Below are 17,337 nucleotides of genomic sequence, written 5' to 3'. Positions count from 1 at the left end.
ATTGCGCAATTTCCGCCATCGTAATGCCTTTTTTGAACAAGTGAATGACCGTTTCTTCCAGCGTATCGTTCGAGCGCTTATATGGTACCACTGTCTGTTGTTTAAACTCACCGTTGCGATCCCGCGGGATTTGAAGCGTTAAATCGCCGTACTCCGTGTGAAGTGTACGCGAATAAGACCCATTGCGAGAATTGCCTGAGTTGAACCCGATACGATCGTATTTTTCGTAATCCAAAAATTCCGTCAGCTCTGTCGCCAGTAGCGAGTTGATCGCCATTTCCAAGTGCGAACGAAAAACCTCGGTAATATCTTGTTTTTTGACTAGTGCATCGACAATTTCTGTTGTAAACTGATTCATAGGGAAGACCTCTTTTCTAGGATTGGTTGTGGTGACTTAATTCTACCAAGAAAGGGTCTTCCTTTTTCTATGGAATTTTCTATTTACACAAAATATTTTATACTCTCTGAAAAAGTACAGAAGTATTGCTTTAAAACTATCTTCTCTTGTAATAGGACTATTTTTAGTATTATTTATAACCTATACAGTTATAACGGGTGTGATGATCAAAAAACAAAGTATAGAAGATGCAGAGTATGGAGCATTGCAAACGGCTGAGTCCTCAGCAGCTATTATGAGTGAACGTTTTAAAAAAGCAAATACGACATTACTGACAACAAAACGAATAGTTGAAAGTATGGAAAAGAATAATACATTATCTACAAAAGCGATCTTAGACATAATGGAAAGTAATTTAGTTAATAATGATGATTTAGTAGGTGTAGGAGCTATTTTTGATCCGGATACCATTCCCCTTGAACCAAATGAAGTTCCTGCTTTAGTCGATCCAAAAAAGCGTTTTAGCCCTTATTTAAGTAAAAGTAATAATGACATTACATCTGCTGTTGTGGAAGGAACTGACGATAGAGCTGTCTCCGAATGGTATTGGGTGCCAAAAGAGGAAGGGCGCTCGGTTTTAACGGAGCCTTATGATTATAATGTGAATGGACAGACTGTATTAATGACAACCATTTCAGTGCCATTAGTCGATGCTTCAGGTGCATTCTTTGGGGTGTTGACAGCAGATATCTCCATTGATTACTTAAATGAATTAACAAAATCTGTCGCACCTGAAGGCGGTTATGCTACCATTATTACGAACCAAGGTATGTTAACAGCCAATAGCTTTGGTGAAGAGCTAGATGGGCGTAATATGCAAGAGGATACAGCGTGGACTAATATAGGCAAAGCAATGGAAAGTGGCCAAATCACAACAATGTATATAGATTCTGCGCAGTTAAAGGAGAAAGCTTTTAATGTGTTTGCCCCGATGCTTTTAGAGAATACTGATGAAGCTTGGATTGTTCAAATCGTGCTGCCTGAGTCAAAAATCCTAGAAACCTATCACTATATATCCATGTTTGCAGTGGTAGCAGGCATTATTATGGTGGCATTAATGGCTGTGGCAAGTGTGCTGTTTATCTATCGACAGCTAAAGCCGTTAAAATTCTTACGTGCATCGATTGAACGAGCAGCAGAGGGTGATTTAACGCAAAAAGTAGATGAAAAATATATTAAGGCTGATGAAATTGGAGAGGTCGCATCTGCTTATAACAATATGCTCGATAAAAATACTGATGCGATGCAAACGGTCTTAAATGCTACGGCATTATTGAACCAGTCTTCCAACCAAATTCATGAGGCTTTTAATGAAATCATTGCTTCGAGTCAAGAGGTTTCAGTAGCTATCAATGAAATTGCACAAGGAGCCTCTAAGCAATCAGAGGATACCGAAGAAACGAATTGTCAAATGATGGATTTAGCAGAGCAAATTGATGCGATTACTGCACTTTCTAATGAAATGGAGAAGATTTCTCGTCAAACTAATGCAACGACAGAAAAAGGGATGGAAGAAGTTAAAAACTTACACGAGCGTAATAGTGAAACAAATGAGATGAATGGACGGATTCAACAACAAATGGAGGCATTGGGATCTAGTATTATCAATATTAATCAGATTATTTCCTCTATTCAAAATATTACAGAGCAAACAAATCTATTAGCTTTAAATGCCAGTATTGAGGCTGCACGTGCTGGCGAACACGGCAAAGGGTTTGCAGTGGTAGCGGAGGAAGTAAAAAAGCTAGCGGAGCAATCGAGAAAAGAAACAGAAATGATTCAAAATACTGTAGAGAACATCCTAAATAGTTCTTTTCAAACAATCGCTGTTATCACTTCAAATGCAGATTTAATGCAATCTCAAAGTGAATCCGTACAAAGCACACAGCGAGCCTTTAAAGACAGCAGTGAATTATCTCATTCCATCGCTACTTCAATTACGGAGTTAATGAATAAGCTTGCTCATATATTGGAATATAAAAATCAGGCAATTATGGCTATCCAAAGCATTTCAGCGATTTCAGAGGAAACTGCTGCCTCTGCTGAGCAAGTAAGTGCCTCTGCAATGGATCAACAAGCAGAGTTGCAAAAGGTAGCAACGTCTATTGACAATATGAATCATATTTCTCAGGAGCTACAAGAGGTCGTGAATCGATTTAAACTTGCATAAAGAATGGGGAAGGCTGCCTAATCGGAGGGTAGCCTTTCTTTTATCTGATCTGTGGTGGCGGATAGAAGACGGGAAGAGGAGGATAGCCAGAAGAAAGCCACGGCTAGCTAAGTGAAAAGGGAGGATAGATAGACAAGCATAACAGAAAGAGCCTTCGCAAAAGGATAGCTATGTAAAGGAATGGATAGCACACCATAACGAAAGGATAACCGTGCTATTATTACGCTTTAATTGACCTCATGAATAATCAGCACTACTATTAGGGATGGAAAGGAGGGCATTTATATGGCTTATCTTGGTATGATTTTCTTTCAAATTGTCGCGCCTATCTTAGTGTTGCTTGTACTAGGAGCGATCTTGCAAAAGAAATTTCGATTTAACTTAAAAGCATTATCGCAGCTTATTACCTATTGTTTTATGCCAGCAGCTGTTTTTATTAATTTATATGAAACAAGTGTAGAATTATCTGTGCTTGGAGAGGTAGCGCTATTTATTGTGCTGTTCATGGGAAGTCAAATGCTGCTTAGTCACCTTTTAGCGAAAGGGCTTGGATTAGTGAAAACAGAGGCAGCTGTCTTTAAAAATAGTGTGGTACTTATTAACTCGGGTAATTATGGTATTCCTGTTGCTCAGATGATTTTTGCCATGCAGCCCATTGGTGTAGCCATTCAAGTCATTCTTGTTATATTTCAAAATATGACAACTTATACATATGGTTTATATAATTTAATTTCCTCTACAAAATCAGGTCTCTCAATTATCAAAGACTTTTTTAAAATGCCGATTATTCACGCACTTATTATTGGAGTCGCTATGAACTATTGGAATATTGGTATTCCACAGTTTATTAGAATTCCGATAGACCATGTAGCAGATGGTTTTATTGCGGTGGCATTAATCACTTTGGGTGCACAGCTATCACAGCTTGAAATAAAATCAATGTTTAATAAAACGGTTTTTATTAGTTGTTTTACGCGTTTAATTATTGGGCCAGCTATAGCATTAGCAATTATTTTTCTATTGGGCTTGGACGGAGTTGTTGCACAATCATTGCTGATCGCCAGTGCTTTTCCAACATCCCGCAATAGCTCTAGTTTAGCATTAGAATATGATGTGGAATCAGCAATCGCTGCACAAACCGTATTGTTTTCAACAATTGTAAGCTGTATAACGGTAACCGTTGTTATTTATCTAGCAGAAATATTATTTGCGTAGGGAAAGGAAAAAATAAGCTTCCATCTCTTAGCAATATCTGCTACACTAGCATCAAACTAAATAGTATTAACTAGGGGAGTCTGATGAGTCAGGCTGAGAGGGAAACGCTAAAAAGTTTCTTGACCCTTTGGACCTGATCTGGCTCATACCAGCGTGGGAAAGTTAAGAAGCTATTGCATCGTATAATGTATGCAATCAATAGACCTTTACATTGACGGCCGGATCCAAATGATTATTTTGGATTCGGCTTTTATTTATTTTGTTGGGGTGAGCTAGATTCGGTCCTTGTATCACAATATATGTAAGGGAGAGAAGTAGTTCATGTCAGCAATTAGTGAAAAGAATATTACCATTATGTCCAGCTTTGAAGGAAGCAAAAAAGTATATGTGGAAGGATCACGCCCAGATATTCTAGTACCTATGCGAGAAATTGCATTAAGTCCGACAACCGGAAGTTTTGGAAATGAAGAAAATGCCCCTATTCGAGTATATGATACGAGTGGGCCCTATACAGATCCAGCCTACCAAATAGATATTACGAAAGGTTTACCTACCTTACGAAATGCATGGATTCAAGAGCGAGGGGATGTAGAAGCATATGAGGGACGCTCCATTAAACCGGAGGATAATGGCTTTCGTCGTGTTGATGACCCGCGCATTCAAGAAAATGTCTTCCCTGAGTTGGCGAGAAAGCCTTTGCGTGCTAAAAAAGGTAAAAATGTGACACAGCTTCACTATGCACGAAAGGGGATTATAACGCCTGAAATGGAGTTTGTAGCGATTCGTGAAAATATGGAACCTGAATTTGTTCGGTCAGAAATTGCAGCAGGGCGTGCTATAATGCCTTCTAATATTAATCATCCTGAGGCAGAGCCAATGATTATCGGTCGTAATTTCCATGTGAAGATCAATGCGAATATTGGGAATTCTGCTGTAACTTCTTCCATTGCGGAAGAAGTTGAGAAAATGACTTGGGCAACTCGATGGGGTGCAGATAATATTATGGATCTTTCAACAGGTAAACATATCCATACAACAAGAGAATGGATTATTCGAAATGCTGCAGTGCCAGTGGGAACAGTGCCAATTTATCAGGCTTTAGAAAAGGTAAATGGTGTAGCAGAGGATTTAACATGGGAGGTTTATCGTGATACCCTCATCGAGCAAGCTGAGCAGGGTGTGGATTACTTCACTATTCATGCAGGTGTCCTTTTACGCTATGTACCGCTTACAGTAAATCGTGTAACAGGTATTGTATCTCGAGGGGGCTCTATAATGGCACAGTGGTGTTTATATCATCATCAAGAGAATTTCCTTTATACACACTTTGAGGAAATCTGTGAAATTATGAAAGCTTATGATGTTGCTTTTTCATTAGGGGATGGCTTACGTCCAGGTTCCATTGCAGATGCCAATGATGAGGCACAATTTGCAGAGCTTGAAACACTAGGCGAACTAACACAAATTGCTTGGAAGCATGATGTTCAGGTGATGGTTGAAGGTCCGGGTCATGTACCGATGCATCTGATTAAAGAAAATATGGACAAACAATTAGAGGTTTGTAAGGAAGCGCCCTTCTATACATTGGGACCACTCACAACAGATATTGCTCCAGGCTATGACCATATCACCTCAGCTATTGGGGCAGCGATGATCGGCTGGTTTGGTACAGCAATGCTTTGTTATGTGACACCGAAGGAGCATCTTGGTTTACCGAATCGCGAGGACGTTCGCGTGGGCGTGATCACTTATAAAATTGCTGCACATGCTGCTGATTTAGCAAAAGGGCATCCTGGTGCACAACAGCGGGACGATGCATTGTCTAAAGCACGCTTTGAATTCCGTTGGCGCGATCAATTCAATCTGTCACTAGATCCAGAACGTGCAGTGGAGTATCATGATGAGACACTGCCAGCAGAGGGAGCAAAAACAGCACATTTTTGTTCTATGTGTGGGCCTAAATTCTGTAGTATGCGAATTTCACAGGATATTCGTAATTATGCGAAAGATAAGGATTTGAATACAACTGAAGCGATCCATCAAGGCATGAAGGAAAAGGCCGAGGAATTTAAAAAAGCAGGTAGCCAAATCTATCAATAAGGGAAAAGACTTGTGTTGGTTTCATTTGACACAAGTCTTTTTTATACAAAAAAGCTCCATGTGAATAATAGATTCACATGGAGTAAAAGTTGAATTTGGATATCAATAATAAGTGGAATCTTAAACGTTTGTCGGTTGTTTTACGTATGGGTTTGTAAGGTCCATACCTTCTAATGAAAGACCCATCGCTTTTGCGACACCTTCACCATATGCTGGGTCAGCTAGATAGCAGTGAAGGATGTGGCGGCGTTTGATGAACTCTTCAACAGCAGCCATATCATTTGCTGTATTTTCAAACAGGCGTTGTTGCTCTTCCGCAGTCATTAGACGGAATAGCTTACCTGGTTGCTCAAAGTAATTGTTATCGTCTTCACGGAAGTCATGAATCCCTGCATGACCATCAATGCGTAATTCAGGCTCTTTATGATCTAAGTTATGCTCCCATTCACCATAGCTATTTGGCTCATAACCTAACGTTGAACCAAGGTTGCCATCAAAGCGCATAGCCCCATCACGATGGAATGTACGGAATGGGCATTTTGGTGCGTTAACAGGTAGCATATAGTGATTTACACCAAGACGGTAGCGTTGTGCATCAGCATATGCAAAGATACGTCCTTGTAGCATTTTATCTGGTGAGAAGCTAATCCCAGGAACAATGTTAGACGGTGCAAATGCTGCTTGCTCAACCTCTGCAAAGTAGTTATCCGGGTTTTTATTTAACTCGAATTCACCTACAGGAATTAATGGGAAGTCTTTTTTATACCATACCTTTGTTAAATCAAATGGGTTGTATGGTAGCTCACGCGCTTGCTCCTCTGTCATTACCTGTACGTACATTTTCCATTTAGGGAAGTCGCCTTTTTCAATTGCTTCATATAAATCACGTTGTGAAGATTCACGATCTTGGCCAATGACTTCATTAGCCTCAGCACCTGTTAGGTTTTTAATGCCTTGCTCTGTACGGAAGTGGAATTTCACCCATACACGCTCGTTATCTGCATTGATAAAGCTATACGTATGAGAGCCAAAGCCGTGCATATTGCGGTAGCCAGTTGGAATACCACGATCAGACATAACGATTGTGACTTGGTGAAGAGCCTCTGGTAATGAAGTCCAGAAATCCCAGTTTGAATTAGCGTTTTTCATATTTGTACGTGGATCACGCTTTACCACGTGATTTAAATCTGTAAAGTGTAATGGGTCACGGAAGAAGAATACAGGTGTATTATTTCCTACTAGATCCCAGTTACCTTCCTCTGTATAGAACTTAAGAGCAAAGCCACGAATATCACGCTCAGCATCTGCAGCACCACGTTCACCAGCAACTGTAGAGAAGCGAGCGAACATTTCTGTTTTCTTACCAATCTCTGAGAATATTTTTGCTTTCGTATACTTTGTAATATCATGCGTTACAGTAAATGTACCAAAAGCACCAGAACCTTTTGCATGCATGCGACGCTCAGGAATTACTTCACGGTTGAAGTTTGCGAGCTTTTCAACCAACCATACATCTTGAAGTAAAAGAGGGCCACGTGGACCTGCTGACATAGAGTCATGGTTACTTACTACTGGAGCACCACCTGCTGTTGTAAAACGACGGCTACGATCATTTGCATTTGTCATATTAGTTTACCTCCTGAAAAAAATGTGAATCAAACGCTTCGTCTATAACTATAACAAATATAAACTAGAATTGCTAGTACATTATAATAATTATCGTTAAAGAATTTATATATTTAAAGGTCAACTATAATAATATGTTGAAAGGAGAAACTTTATACATAGTTTCTACCTTATTATCAGTAATTTTGAATGACATTATAAAAATTTTTATAGAAAGAATGAAAGAAGCTTATAAATAATAACTAGTATTATAAAAAACGCTATTGAAAATAAAACAAACTAATTGAAAATTACTAATAGCGCTAGTATATTGCTTTTCGATAGCGATTAGGCGTTATACCAACTTGCTGTTTAAATATTTTAATAAAATAATTAGGGTCATCAAAGCCATTTAATTGAGCGACTTCACTAATTGCAAAATCTGTTTCTACAAGCATTTTTGTAGCATGATGAATTCTTGTCTGCTGTAAATAACGTTTAAATGGTAGACCTTGCTTCCTTGAAAAAATGGTACTTAAATAATTAGGGCTAATGCCAAGCTTCTGTGCAACATATGGTAGAGAAAGAGCACTATCCTTAAATTGCTGATCAATGATTTCTACAGCAAGTTCCACATAATCAGCTCTTTTTTCCATGCGGGCCTCACCAGCTAATTCAATTAATCTTTGTGTAAAGGAAATGATGCCATTGAGAATGGTATACAGTATAGGATGTTCAATGATTAAGTGAAATAGCTGACGATAACTTTGCTCTACCGCTGCTTTTTCATGTAATTTATATTTCAACATAAAACGTCGAATTTGTGCTAAAACACTTGTGAGATGAATGCGTAAATCATCTTGCTCATAATAAATGCCCTCATTCGCCAGACGATACAAAAATGCCTTTACAGCCTCCAAATTACCATCCTCTAAGCTACTTATTAATAATTGCTGCTCCTCAGGTGTTAATAAGGGATCGAAAGGCTGTGCTTCAAATTGTTTGCTAGCATAAAAAATTTGCCCAAAGCCTTCATAAAAGCTTTGATGAAGTGCACGCTTTGTTAATGTATACATATTTTTGATTGTTGCTGGTGCACCATCATAAATACCTATATTTAAAGAGCTATTACTAATGACATGCCATTCCTTCATCAATGTTCGTACATCCTTCTCCACCATTTTAAGATCAGCTGTTTGGAAAAGGCATACTATTTTATCTGATAACGGATAGCTTCTCATATGAAAATGAATAGGTGTTTGTTGAAGCCAGCTATAGAGCTTATGAAAGGCTTCAATATGCTCAGGTTCAATCATTGTGAAGATAATCTCTGTTTCAATAGAGCTGGATTTATGATCTAAAAATAATTGATAGTAAAAGGTTTCATTTGTAGCTTCCTGCGCATATTCCATAAACTGTGGTGTGCGAAGTGAAATAGCTGTCAGCTGTTGCTTTAATACCTCTAAATCAATCGGCTTTACAAAAAGATGCGCTACTTGTAATTCAATTGCCTTTAGTGCATTTTTAAATAAAGGCTCTGTTGTCATGGCTAAAATCGCAATAGCAAGCTGTTGTACATCGCGATAAAGAGCAGTCAGACGTTGCTTAGAAAGTAAGTCGATATTTACAAGAATGGCATCTGGCTTACATTGTTGAATGCTTTGGGATATTTCTGAAATAGTTGTACATATTTCAATAACAATATCGCCAGGGAAATATGTATGTAAAAACCACTTTATTCCTGAGAGTTCCGTAGAATCTCGATCAATTAATAGTAGCCTCATCTACCTCACCTTTCCTTAAAATATTCTAGTTTTGGATAAAAGTACGATTATATTATTAAAAATAACATAGAAATCTGAAAAAAATTATATTTCCCCTTTTAAAATTCTCTATATTCCGAAAAAGGGAGTTAGTACAATGTAAATAGAGTAATGAATTATTTTTAAATGTATGCGAAAGCGCTTAATAAAAATTTTTATATAGCCATATAAGAAACAGGGGGATGTCATGTGAAGTCAATCATCGAGCTTGATGGCAATACATTAACAAGACAGCAAATCGAACAAATTGTGAAGGGGCATGCAATGGTTGCATTGTCTGCGGAAAGTGTGGCGCGTATTCGTTTAAGCAGGGAGCGTATTGAGAAGCGTTTAGCAGAAGGACAAACGATTTATGGTGTCAATACAGGATTCGGTAAGCTGAGCAATATCAAAATTGAAGAAAGGGATATTGAGCTTTTACAGTTAAATTTATTACGTTCAGATGCAACAGGGGTTGGCAAGCCATTCCCAACTGATGTTGTGCGGGCCATGATGGTACTGCGTGTGAATGCTTTAGCAAGAGGATTTTCGGGTATTCGGGAGGAAACCGTACAGCTATTAGTAGAGTTTATTAATAAAGGGATTCATCCCATTGTGCCGTCACAGGGTTCCGTGGGAGCGAGTGGCGATTTAGCGCCATTATCACATTTGGCCTTAGTGCTAGTGGGTGAAGGCAAGGCGGAATTTAACGGGCAAGTAATATCTGGTAGTGAGGCATTACAGCAGGCAGGACTTTCCCCTGTGCGACTTCAAGCTAAAGAAGGGCTGGCACTCGTCAATGGTACACAGGCAATGACAGGTATTGGTGTATTAACAGTCAATGAAGCTGAACGTATTGGGCTTGCTGCGGATATGGCGGCTAGTTTAACGCTTGAAGCATTAAAAGGTATTATATCGGCATTTGATCCAGCGCTTTTAGCAGTAAGACCACATTCAGAATTAGAGCTTGTCGGGGGACGTATTCGTAAGTGGCTTGAGAATAGTAAACGCGTCACACAGCAAGGAGAAATTCGTATGCAGGATGCGTATTCACTGCGCTGTATCCCACAAGTACATGGAGCTTCCTGGCAATCATTTTTCTATGCAGAAAATCGTGTACAAACAGAAATGAATGCGACAACGGATAATCCAATTGTTTTAGAAAGTGGTGAGGTGCTGTCAGGTGGACATTTCCATGGTCAACCGATTGCTTTAGCAATGGACTTTTTAAAAGTTGGGGTCAGTGAGTGGGCAAATATTTCAGAGCGTCGTACAGAACGAATGGTAAATCCTCAGCTAAATGAAGGGTTACCACCGTTTTTAGCAACAAATCCTGGGATTGAATGCGGGCTTATGATTGCTCAGTATACAGCAGCGTCCATTGTGTCAGAAAATAAGGTGCTGGCGCATCCTTCTAGTGTAGATTCAATTCCTACATCTGGTAACCAAGAGGATCATGTGAGCATGGGAACAACTTCTGCTCGTCAAGTACGTCAGATTGTTCACAATGCTGCTCGTGTCATAGCAATTGAAATGATCTGTGCATCGCAGGCTATCTATTTAGATAAGGCTGAAGGCGAATTATCTCCAACAACTCGCAAGTATTTAGAGAAGGTACGTGAATACTGCCCACCATTACTAGCAGATCAACCAATTGGCGAGGAAATTGAAGCACTAGCACAGTATTTACTAGATAGTAATGATTTAGTGGAATTATCTAAATAATATGAAAGGGGATAGGCGTATGAAAATAACAACAAATATTCGTGCACCACGGGGAAATACATTAACATGCAAGGGCTGGACACAGGAAGCGGCAATGCGTATGCTGATGAACAATTTAGATCCTGAAGTAGCAGAAAATCCAGATGAGTTAATTGTTTATGGGGGAATTGGCAGGGCCGCCCGTAATTGGGAAAGCTATAAACAAATTATCGCTTCGTTAAAAAAGTTAGAGAATGATGAAACATTGCTGATTCAATCTGGGAAGCCTGTAGCGGTATTCCGTACACATGAGCATTCTCCTCGTGTGTTGATTGCCAACTCAAACCTTGTCCCAGCATGGGCAACTTGGGATCACTTCTATGAATTAGAGGATAGAGATTTAATGATGTATGGTCAAATGACTGCGGGTAGCTGGATTTATATCGGTGCTCAAGGCATTTTACAGGGAACTTATTTATCTTTTGTAGAAGCGGGTAAAAAGGTGTTTGGCACTGCGGATTTACGTGGGAAATTTATTCTTACAGGTGGTATGGGTGGCATGAGCGGTGCACAGCCTTTAGCGGGGAAAATGGCAGGTGCTGTGATTCTAGTAGTTGAGGTAGATCGTACCCGCATTGAACGTAAAATTAAAGAAGGCTACTGTGATTACCTCGTGGAAACTGTGGACGAGGCGATTGCATTAGTTGATAAATTACGTAATCAAAAAGAGCCAGCTTCGATTGGTCTTGTTGGTAACTGTGCAGATGTTAATCGTGAGCTATTGAATCGTGGCATTATTCCAGATTTTGTGACAGATCAAACATCTGCACATGACCCGATTAATGGCTATGTACCAAATGGTATGACCTTTGAAGAAGCATTGGAACTGCGCAAAACAGATGTAAAAACATATGAGCGTAGAGCAAAGGAAACAATGGCAGAGCATGTGCGTACAATGCTAGCATTCCAAGAGGCAGGCGCAGAAGTATTTGATTATGGCAATAATATTCGCGCCTATGCCAAAGAAATGGGTGTGACAAATGCCTTTGATTTCCCAGGCTTTGTACCCGCATATATTCGTCCATTGTTCTGTGAAGGCAAGGGCCCATTCCGTTGGGCTGCTCTTTCAGGAGACCCAGAGGATATTTATAAAACAGATGCACTTGCGAAAGAGATGTTCGCTGAAGATGAAGGCCTTGTTAACTGGATTGATATGGCGCAAAAAATGGTGAAATGGCAAGGCTTACCTGCACGTATTTGCTGGTTAGGCTATGGTGATCGCCACCGCTTTGCATTAAAAGTAAATGAAATGGTGGCCAATGGTGAATTATCGGCACCAATTGTCTTTGGGCGTGATCATTTGGATTCAGGCTCCGTGGCATCGCCAAACCGTGAAACAGAGGGCATGTTAGATGGTTCGGATGCAGTATCGGATTGGCCAATTTTAAATGCACTAGTTAATACAGCAAGTGGTGCAAGCTGGGTGAGTGTGCATCATGGTGGTGGTGTAGGTATGGGATATTCCCAGCATGCTGGTCAAGTGTTAGTAGCAGATGGATCAGAGCTTGCTGCTGAAAAAATAGCACGTGTATTAGTTTCTGATCCTGGGATGGGTGTTGCTCGTCATGCTGATGCAGGCTATGATATTGCCGTTAAGACTGCGAAAAACAAAGGTGTCCATATACCAATGCTAAAGGATGATGTGAAGTGACCATTCTAATAAAAAATGCCAATGAAGTAATTACGTTAAAAGACCATGTGCAAGGGCCTCGAACAAAGGAACAGATGCGAGATATTGCCATTGTAGAAAATGGCAGTGTGTTAATAGAGGATAACCGCATTGTAGCAGTAGGTGCCTTTGAGCAACTTGTCGTAGATTTCCCTGATTTCATAAAAAATGCTGAGCTTGTGGATGCTGCTGGTAAGGTTGTGATGCCTGGCTTGGTGGATTGTCATACGCATTTAGTGCATGGGGGAACACGTGAGCAGGAGTTTAATATGCGACTCAACGGCTCAACCTATATGGAAATTATGAATGCAGGCGGCGGTATACATGCCACAACAAAGCGTACAAGAGAAACAAGCTTTGAGCAATTATATAAAAAGACGATGCAGCATTTAGATGTATTTTTAAAGCATGGTGTGACAACCGTTGAGGCAAAATCAGGCTACGGCTTAGATTGGGAAACTGAAAAGAAGCAGCTAGAGGTTGCAAAAAAATTGCAGGAAACACATAGCGTTGATGTTGTCAGCACCTTTATGGGCGCTCATGCCGTACCACGTGACTATAAGGGGCATGAGGATGACTTTGTTGAGCTTGTAATTCAGGAAATGCTACCGAAAGTGGCAGAGCTAGAATTGGCTGAGTTTAATGATGTATTTTGTGAAAAGGGTGTATTTACACCCGAGCAATCACGGCGTATTTTAGAGGCTGGTAAAGCACGTGGCTTAACACCAAAAATCCATGCGGATGAAATCGAGCCCTATAAAGGAGCGGAGCTAGCCGCAGAGGTAGGTGCTATTTCAGCAGAGCATCTATTAGTAGCCTCTGATGAAGGCATTCAACAAATGGCTGAAGCGGGCACAATTGCTGTGTTATTGCCAGGAACTGCATTCTTCCTACGTGCGCCCTTTGCAAGAGGACGCCTGATGATTGATGAAGGTGTACCTGTAGCTATTTCAACAGACTTTAACCCAGGCTCGTCACCAACAATGAGCTTGCCGTTTATTATGAATTTAGCTTGTATGCATATGGGCATGACCTTAGAGGAGGTATTAACTGCAACAACGATTAATGCAGCCTATGCAATTAATCGGGGCGCACAAATAGGCTCCCTTGAGGCAGATAAACAGGCGGACGTTATTCTATTAGACGTTGCCAACTATAAGCAATTACAATACTTCTACGGCATGAATCATACAAATACAGTCATTAAAAATGGTCGCATCGTTGTGCAAAATGGCATTCTATTAGAACAAGAGCATTGAAAGAGAGAGGTTGCTCAATCAGTATAGAATGGTTGACAAATAAATTAATAATTTTCTCCCCCCATTGTTGACAAATGGGGGGATTTTATATATTTTTTGGTGATTGAAATCAAAAAATAATTATAATGGGGTTATACACTTTAAATATATTAAGACTATTTAGAGGAAAAGTCTTCACATATTTGAAGATAGGGTTATAGTTAAATGTATACTTAGTATTATAAGCGTTTGTGAAAATAATGAATTATAGGGTATTATATTCTAAAAAGAAGTGGGGTAGATGATTATTCAAACGAAACCAGCCTATCAAAAAATTTATGACTCAATTAAGGAAAAAATCGTGGAAGGCACATATGTAGTGGGCGATATTTTACCTTCTGAGGCTGAACTGGAGAAAATGTTCAATGTCAGCCGTACACCTGTAAGGAATGCATTGAAGCAGCTTGAAAATGATAAGCTTATTCATAGGGTGCAAGGGAAAGGTTCTTTTGTGAGCAACCAACAGCCAAAACAAACATGGACGAGCATGTCGGGCTTTAGAAATCATTATTCAAATGATTGGGAAAAGATATCTGTTAAAACAATTGAAGTGAAAAAGGTGGTCAATCCCCATTTTGCTAAGCTATTGAAACTAGAGGAAGAGACAGGGATCATCTATTTAAAAAGAATTCGCTATTTAAATAATCAGCCCATGTTTTTCTTAGAGCACTATATTCGCCCTGTACTTTCTGCGGACATCTATCAAGATAATACAACAATTTCCTCCGTACAACAGTTGTTGAAAGAGAAAATGGATGTGGATATTGTTGAGGTAGAGGATGAAATCGAGGCTGTTATTGCGACACCATATATTGCGGGTGCTCTGCAAATTTCCGATACGGCAGCTGTATTAAAAGGAACAAGAATATCTTATGCAAAAAATAAGGAGCCTATGGACTTGAATATATTCTATATAAATACAGATAATTGGAAATATTACTCTTATTTTAAGTTCTAATAGACTAATTAGCCAACGAAACGATGAAAGTTGGCAAAATGAGCATGGAACTCGATATAATACTTAGTATTATAAGATGTTGACATTCTTAGTATTATATTTTAATATCTAATTATTCGGTATTATCAGAATTAAATGAAAGTGAACAAAGGGGATGAAGAAATGTTTAAAATGAGAAAATTGCTTTTTTTATTAGGGACGGTTGGATTGTTATCCATGAGTCTTGTGGGGTGTAGTAATAACAATGATAAGAGTGCGGATGGTGCAGAAAAAGTAAGCGTAGCTGCTTTAAATAATTATCCACCACTTATTTTTAAACAGGATGGTAAATTAACTGGTTTTGAATACGATTTATTGTAAGCGATTGCAAAGGAAGAAAATTTGGAGCTTGAATTTAAAGAAATGAAGTTTGATGGTTTTATCCCAGGCTTACAATCTAATCAGGTAGATATTGCCTCTTCCATTTTAATACGCGAAGAACGAAAAGAAGTAGTAGATTTTACGGATATCTTTTTAGAATCAGGTCTAGTGCTTGCTGTAGCAAACGATAGTTCCATTCAATCTTTCGAGGATTTAAAAGGTAAAACAATTGTTGCGACACAGGGTTCTACGACATATGAAGAAGCGAAGAAATTAGCAGAGCAATATGGTGGACAAGCGAAGCCATTGAAAGAAACTGATGCATTGTATTTAGATGTAGAGAACGGAAATGCAGATGCACTTGTATTAAATTCTCCAACAGTAGATTATCGCTTGGCTGTAGATGGGGACAATGTAAAATTCCGAATTGTTGGCGAGCATATGACAGTGGATGAGCATGCATTTGCGGTGAAAAAAGGAAATAAAGAGCTAGCTGATAAAATCAATGATGGTTTAAAAAAGGTTCAGGAAAATGGTGAGTATGACAAAATCCATGAAAAATGGTTTGGTAAATAAGATTCGTTAATGATTCATTTAAAGTGAGGTGTTTGTATGGAAACAACTTTTAACGTTATTGTAGACGCACTGCCTTATCTTTTAAAAGGCTTATATATGACAATATTAATATCTGTTTTATCAATTATTTTCTCGCTTGTAATTGGGCTTATTGCCTGTTTTATGCGAATGTCAAAGTACGCAGTTTTACGATATCCAGCAGCCATCTATGTCAATCTTATTCGTGGTACACCAATACTTATTCAAATACTATTTATTTACTTTGGTGCACCAACAGCTTTAGATATTCATCTTTCTGCTTTTACAGCAGGGTTGATTGCCATTAGTTTAAATATCGGGGCTTATAACACAGAGATTTTCCGTGGAGGAATTGAATCGATCGGCAAAGGTCAAATGGAAGCGGGTAGATCATTAGGTTTCTCTTATGCACAAACAATGGCTTTAATTATTTTACCGCAAGCTGTACGACGCATGATTCCATCCTTTGTAAACCAATTAACGCATGCAATTAAGGATACATCGATGCTGTCAGTTATCGGTATTGCAGAATTAACAATGGTTGGACAATCCATTTATGCGATGAATTTCAGATCCTTTGAAATATTAACGATGGTCGGATTATTCTACTTTATCACAATTTACACGGTTTCCTTTATCTCAACTAAGATGGAACGGAGGTTCGTTATCTCATGATAAAAGTAAATAATCTAGCAAAATCCTTTGGCGAGTTACAGGTTTTAAAAAATATTAGCACAGAGATTGCAGCAAAAGAGGTTGTGTGTATTATCGGCTCCTCTGGTTCAGGTAAAAGTACATTTTTACGATGCTTGAACCTATTGGAAGAGCCAAGTGGTGGGGAAATTATTATAGAAGGCGAAAATATTTTGGATAAAAGCGTTGATATTAATAAGCTCCGTCAAAAAATGGGTATGGTGTTCCAACAATTTAATCTATTTCCACAAAAAACAGTTTTAGAAAATATTACATTAGCACCAATGAAGCTGAAAAAGAAAAGCAAGACAGAAGCTGAAAAGCAGGCAATGGAACTGCTAGAGAAAGTAGGATTAGCAGCAAAAGCAGATGCTTATCCAACGAACTTATCAGGTGGACAGCAACAACGTGTTGCCATTGCAAGGGCGTTAGCAATGGAGCCACATGTAATGCTATTTGATGAACCGACATCTGCCTTGGACCCTGAAATGGTTGGTGAAGTTTTACGAGTTATGAAGCAACTAGCGCAAGAAGGAATGACAATGGTAATTGTCACACATGAAATGGGCTTTGCGCGTGAGGTAGCTGATCGTGTGATCTATATTGACGGGGGTAATATTGTGGAAGATGGAAATCCAAAAGATATATTTACAAACCCATCTCATGAAAGAACAAGAGCATTTTTATCAAAAGTATTATAAAAGGCAATGGA

The 17,337-nt window shown here is 39.0% G+C and carries 14 protein-coding genes and 1 riboswitch; of the genes, 11 read left to right on the top strand and 3 right to left on the bottom strand.

The window, feature by feature from the left end:
- Positions 1-358 (bottom strand): transposase (locus ADM90_RS02305; protein WP_200908507.1); only part of this gene is annotated, 358 nt, incomplete at its 3' end.
- 202 nt (positions 359-560) lie between these two features.
- Here ADM90_RS02305 and ADM90_RS02300 point away from each other — a divergent pair.
- From ADM90_RS02300 to thiC, 3 genes are all read left to right on the top strand, one after another.
- Positions 561-2,567 carry a methyl-accepting chemotaxis protein gene (locus ADM90_RS02300; protein WP_235473270.1) on the top strand — a complete coding sequence of 669 codons (2,007 nt, stop codon included), beginning with the start codon at positions 561-563 and terminating at the stop codon, positions 2,565-2,567.
- Between the two features lie 285 nt (positions 2,568-2,852).
- Positions 2,853-3,782 carry an AEC family transporter gene (locus ADM90_RS02295; RefSeq protein ID WP_053993454.1) on the top strand — a complete coding sequence of 310 codons (930 nt, stop codon included), beginning with the start codon at positions 2,853-2,855 and terminating at the stop codon, positions 3,780-3,782.
- 62 nt (positions 3,783-3,844) lie between these two features.
- Positions 3,845-3,959: riboswitch (TPP riboswitch) on the top strand.
- A gap of 144 nt (positions 3,960-4,103) precedes the next feature.
- Positions 4,104-5,882, top strand: coding sequence for a phosphomethylpyrimidine synthase ThiC (thiC, locus tag ADM90_RS02290; protein WP_053993453.1), 1,779 nt, complete (start codon positions 4,104-4,106; stop codon positions 5,880-5,882).
- Positions 5,883-6,002: 120 nt separating this feature from the next.
- Here thiC and ADM90_RS02285 read toward each other — a convergent pair whose 3' ends face one another.
- Together ADM90_RS02285 and ADM90_RS02280 are read right to left on the bottom strand one after the other, a co-directional pair.
- Complete coding sequence (locus tag ADM90_RS02285) at positions 6,003-7,508, bottom strand: catalase (RefSeq protein WP_053993452.1); 1,506 nt, start codon at positions 7,506-7,508, stop codon at positions 6,003-6,005.
- A 302-nt stretch (positions 7,509-7,810) separates the two neighbouring features.
- Positions 7,811-9,271 carry a response regulator transcription factor gene (locus ADM90_RS02280; RefSeq protein ID WP_053993451.1) on the bottom strand — a complete coding sequence of 487 codons (1,461 nt, stop codon included), beginning with the start codon at positions 9,269-9,271 and terminating at the stop codon, positions 7,811-7,813.
- A gap of 228 nt (positions 9,272-9,499) precedes the next feature.
- On the opposite strand from ADM90_RS02280, the gene hutH reads away from it, so the two are divergent.
- The 8 genes from hutH (at position 9,500) to ADM90_RS02240 (ending at position 17,326) form a co-directional block, all read left to right on the top strand.
- Positions 9,500-11,014 carry a histidine ammonia-lyase gene (hutH, locus tag ADM90_RS02275; protein WP_053993450.1) on the top strand — a complete coding sequence of 505 codons (1,515 nt, stop codon included), beginning with the start codon at positions 9,500-9,502 and terminating at the stop codon, positions 11,012-11,014.
- Positions 11,015-11,033: 19 nt separating this feature from the next.
- The gene (gene hutU, locus ADM90_RS02270) at positions 11,034-12,704 is read left to right on the top strand and encodes a urocanate hydratase (RefSeq protein WP_053993449.1); all 1,671 of its coding nucleotides are present in this window, start codon (positions 11,034-11,036) and stop codon (positions 12,702-12,704) included.
- Positions 12,701-13,981: an imidazolonepropionase gene (gene hutI / locus ADM90_RS02265; protein ID WP_053993448.1), complete on the top strand. Its 1,281-nt coding sequence runs from the start codon at positions 12,701-12,703 to the stop codon at positions 13,979-13,981. Before hutU ends, hutI begins: the two co-directional genes overlap by 4 nt.
- A gap of 280 nt (positions 13,982-14,261) precedes the next feature.
- Positions 14,262-14,978 (top strand): GntR family transcriptional regulator, encoded by a 717-nt coding sequence (locus ADM90_RS02260; protein ID WP_053993447.1) that lies wholly within the window; start codon positions 14,262-14,264, stop codon positions 14,976-14,978.
- Between the two features lie 162 nt (positions 14,979-15,140).
- Positions 15,141-15,338, top strand: a complete 198-nt coding sequence (locus ADM90_RS02255; RefSeq protein WP_053993446.1) for a DcrB/PsbP domain-containing protein — start codon at positions 15,141-15,143, stop codon at positions 15,336-15,338.
- A 3-nt stretch (positions 15,339-15,341) separates the two neighbouring features.
- The gene (locus ADM90_RS02250) at positions 15,342-15,914 is read left to right on the top strand and encodes a transporter substrate-binding domain-containing protein (RefSeq protein ID WP_268766601.1); all 573 of its coding nucleotides are present in this window, start codon (positions 15,342-15,344) and stop codon (positions 15,912-15,914) included.
- Between the two features lie 36 nt (positions 15,915-15,950).
- A complete protein-coding gene (locus ADM90_RS02245) occupies positions 15,951-16,607 on the top strand; it encodes an amino acid ABC transporter permease (protein WP_053993444.1) in 657 nt (218 codons plus the stop codon).
- On the top strand, positions 16,604-17,326 hold the full coding sequence (locus ADM90_RS02240) for an amino acid ABC transporter ATP-binding protein (RefSeq protein WP_053993443.1): 723 nt from the start codon (positions 16,604-16,606) through the stop codon (positions 17,324-17,326). The genes ADM90_RS02245 and ADM90_RS02240 overlap by 4 nt, the downstream gene beginning before the upstream one ends.
- The last annotated feature ends 11 nt before the right edge of the window (positions 17,327-17,337 follow it).

The organism is Lysinibacillus macroides, assembly GCF_001281525.1.
Lineage (GTDB): Bacteria > Bacillota > Bacilli > Bacillales_A > Planococcaceae > Lysinibacillus > Lysinibacillus macroides.
This window is presented reverse-complemented; position numbering and strand designations above follow the sequence as displayed.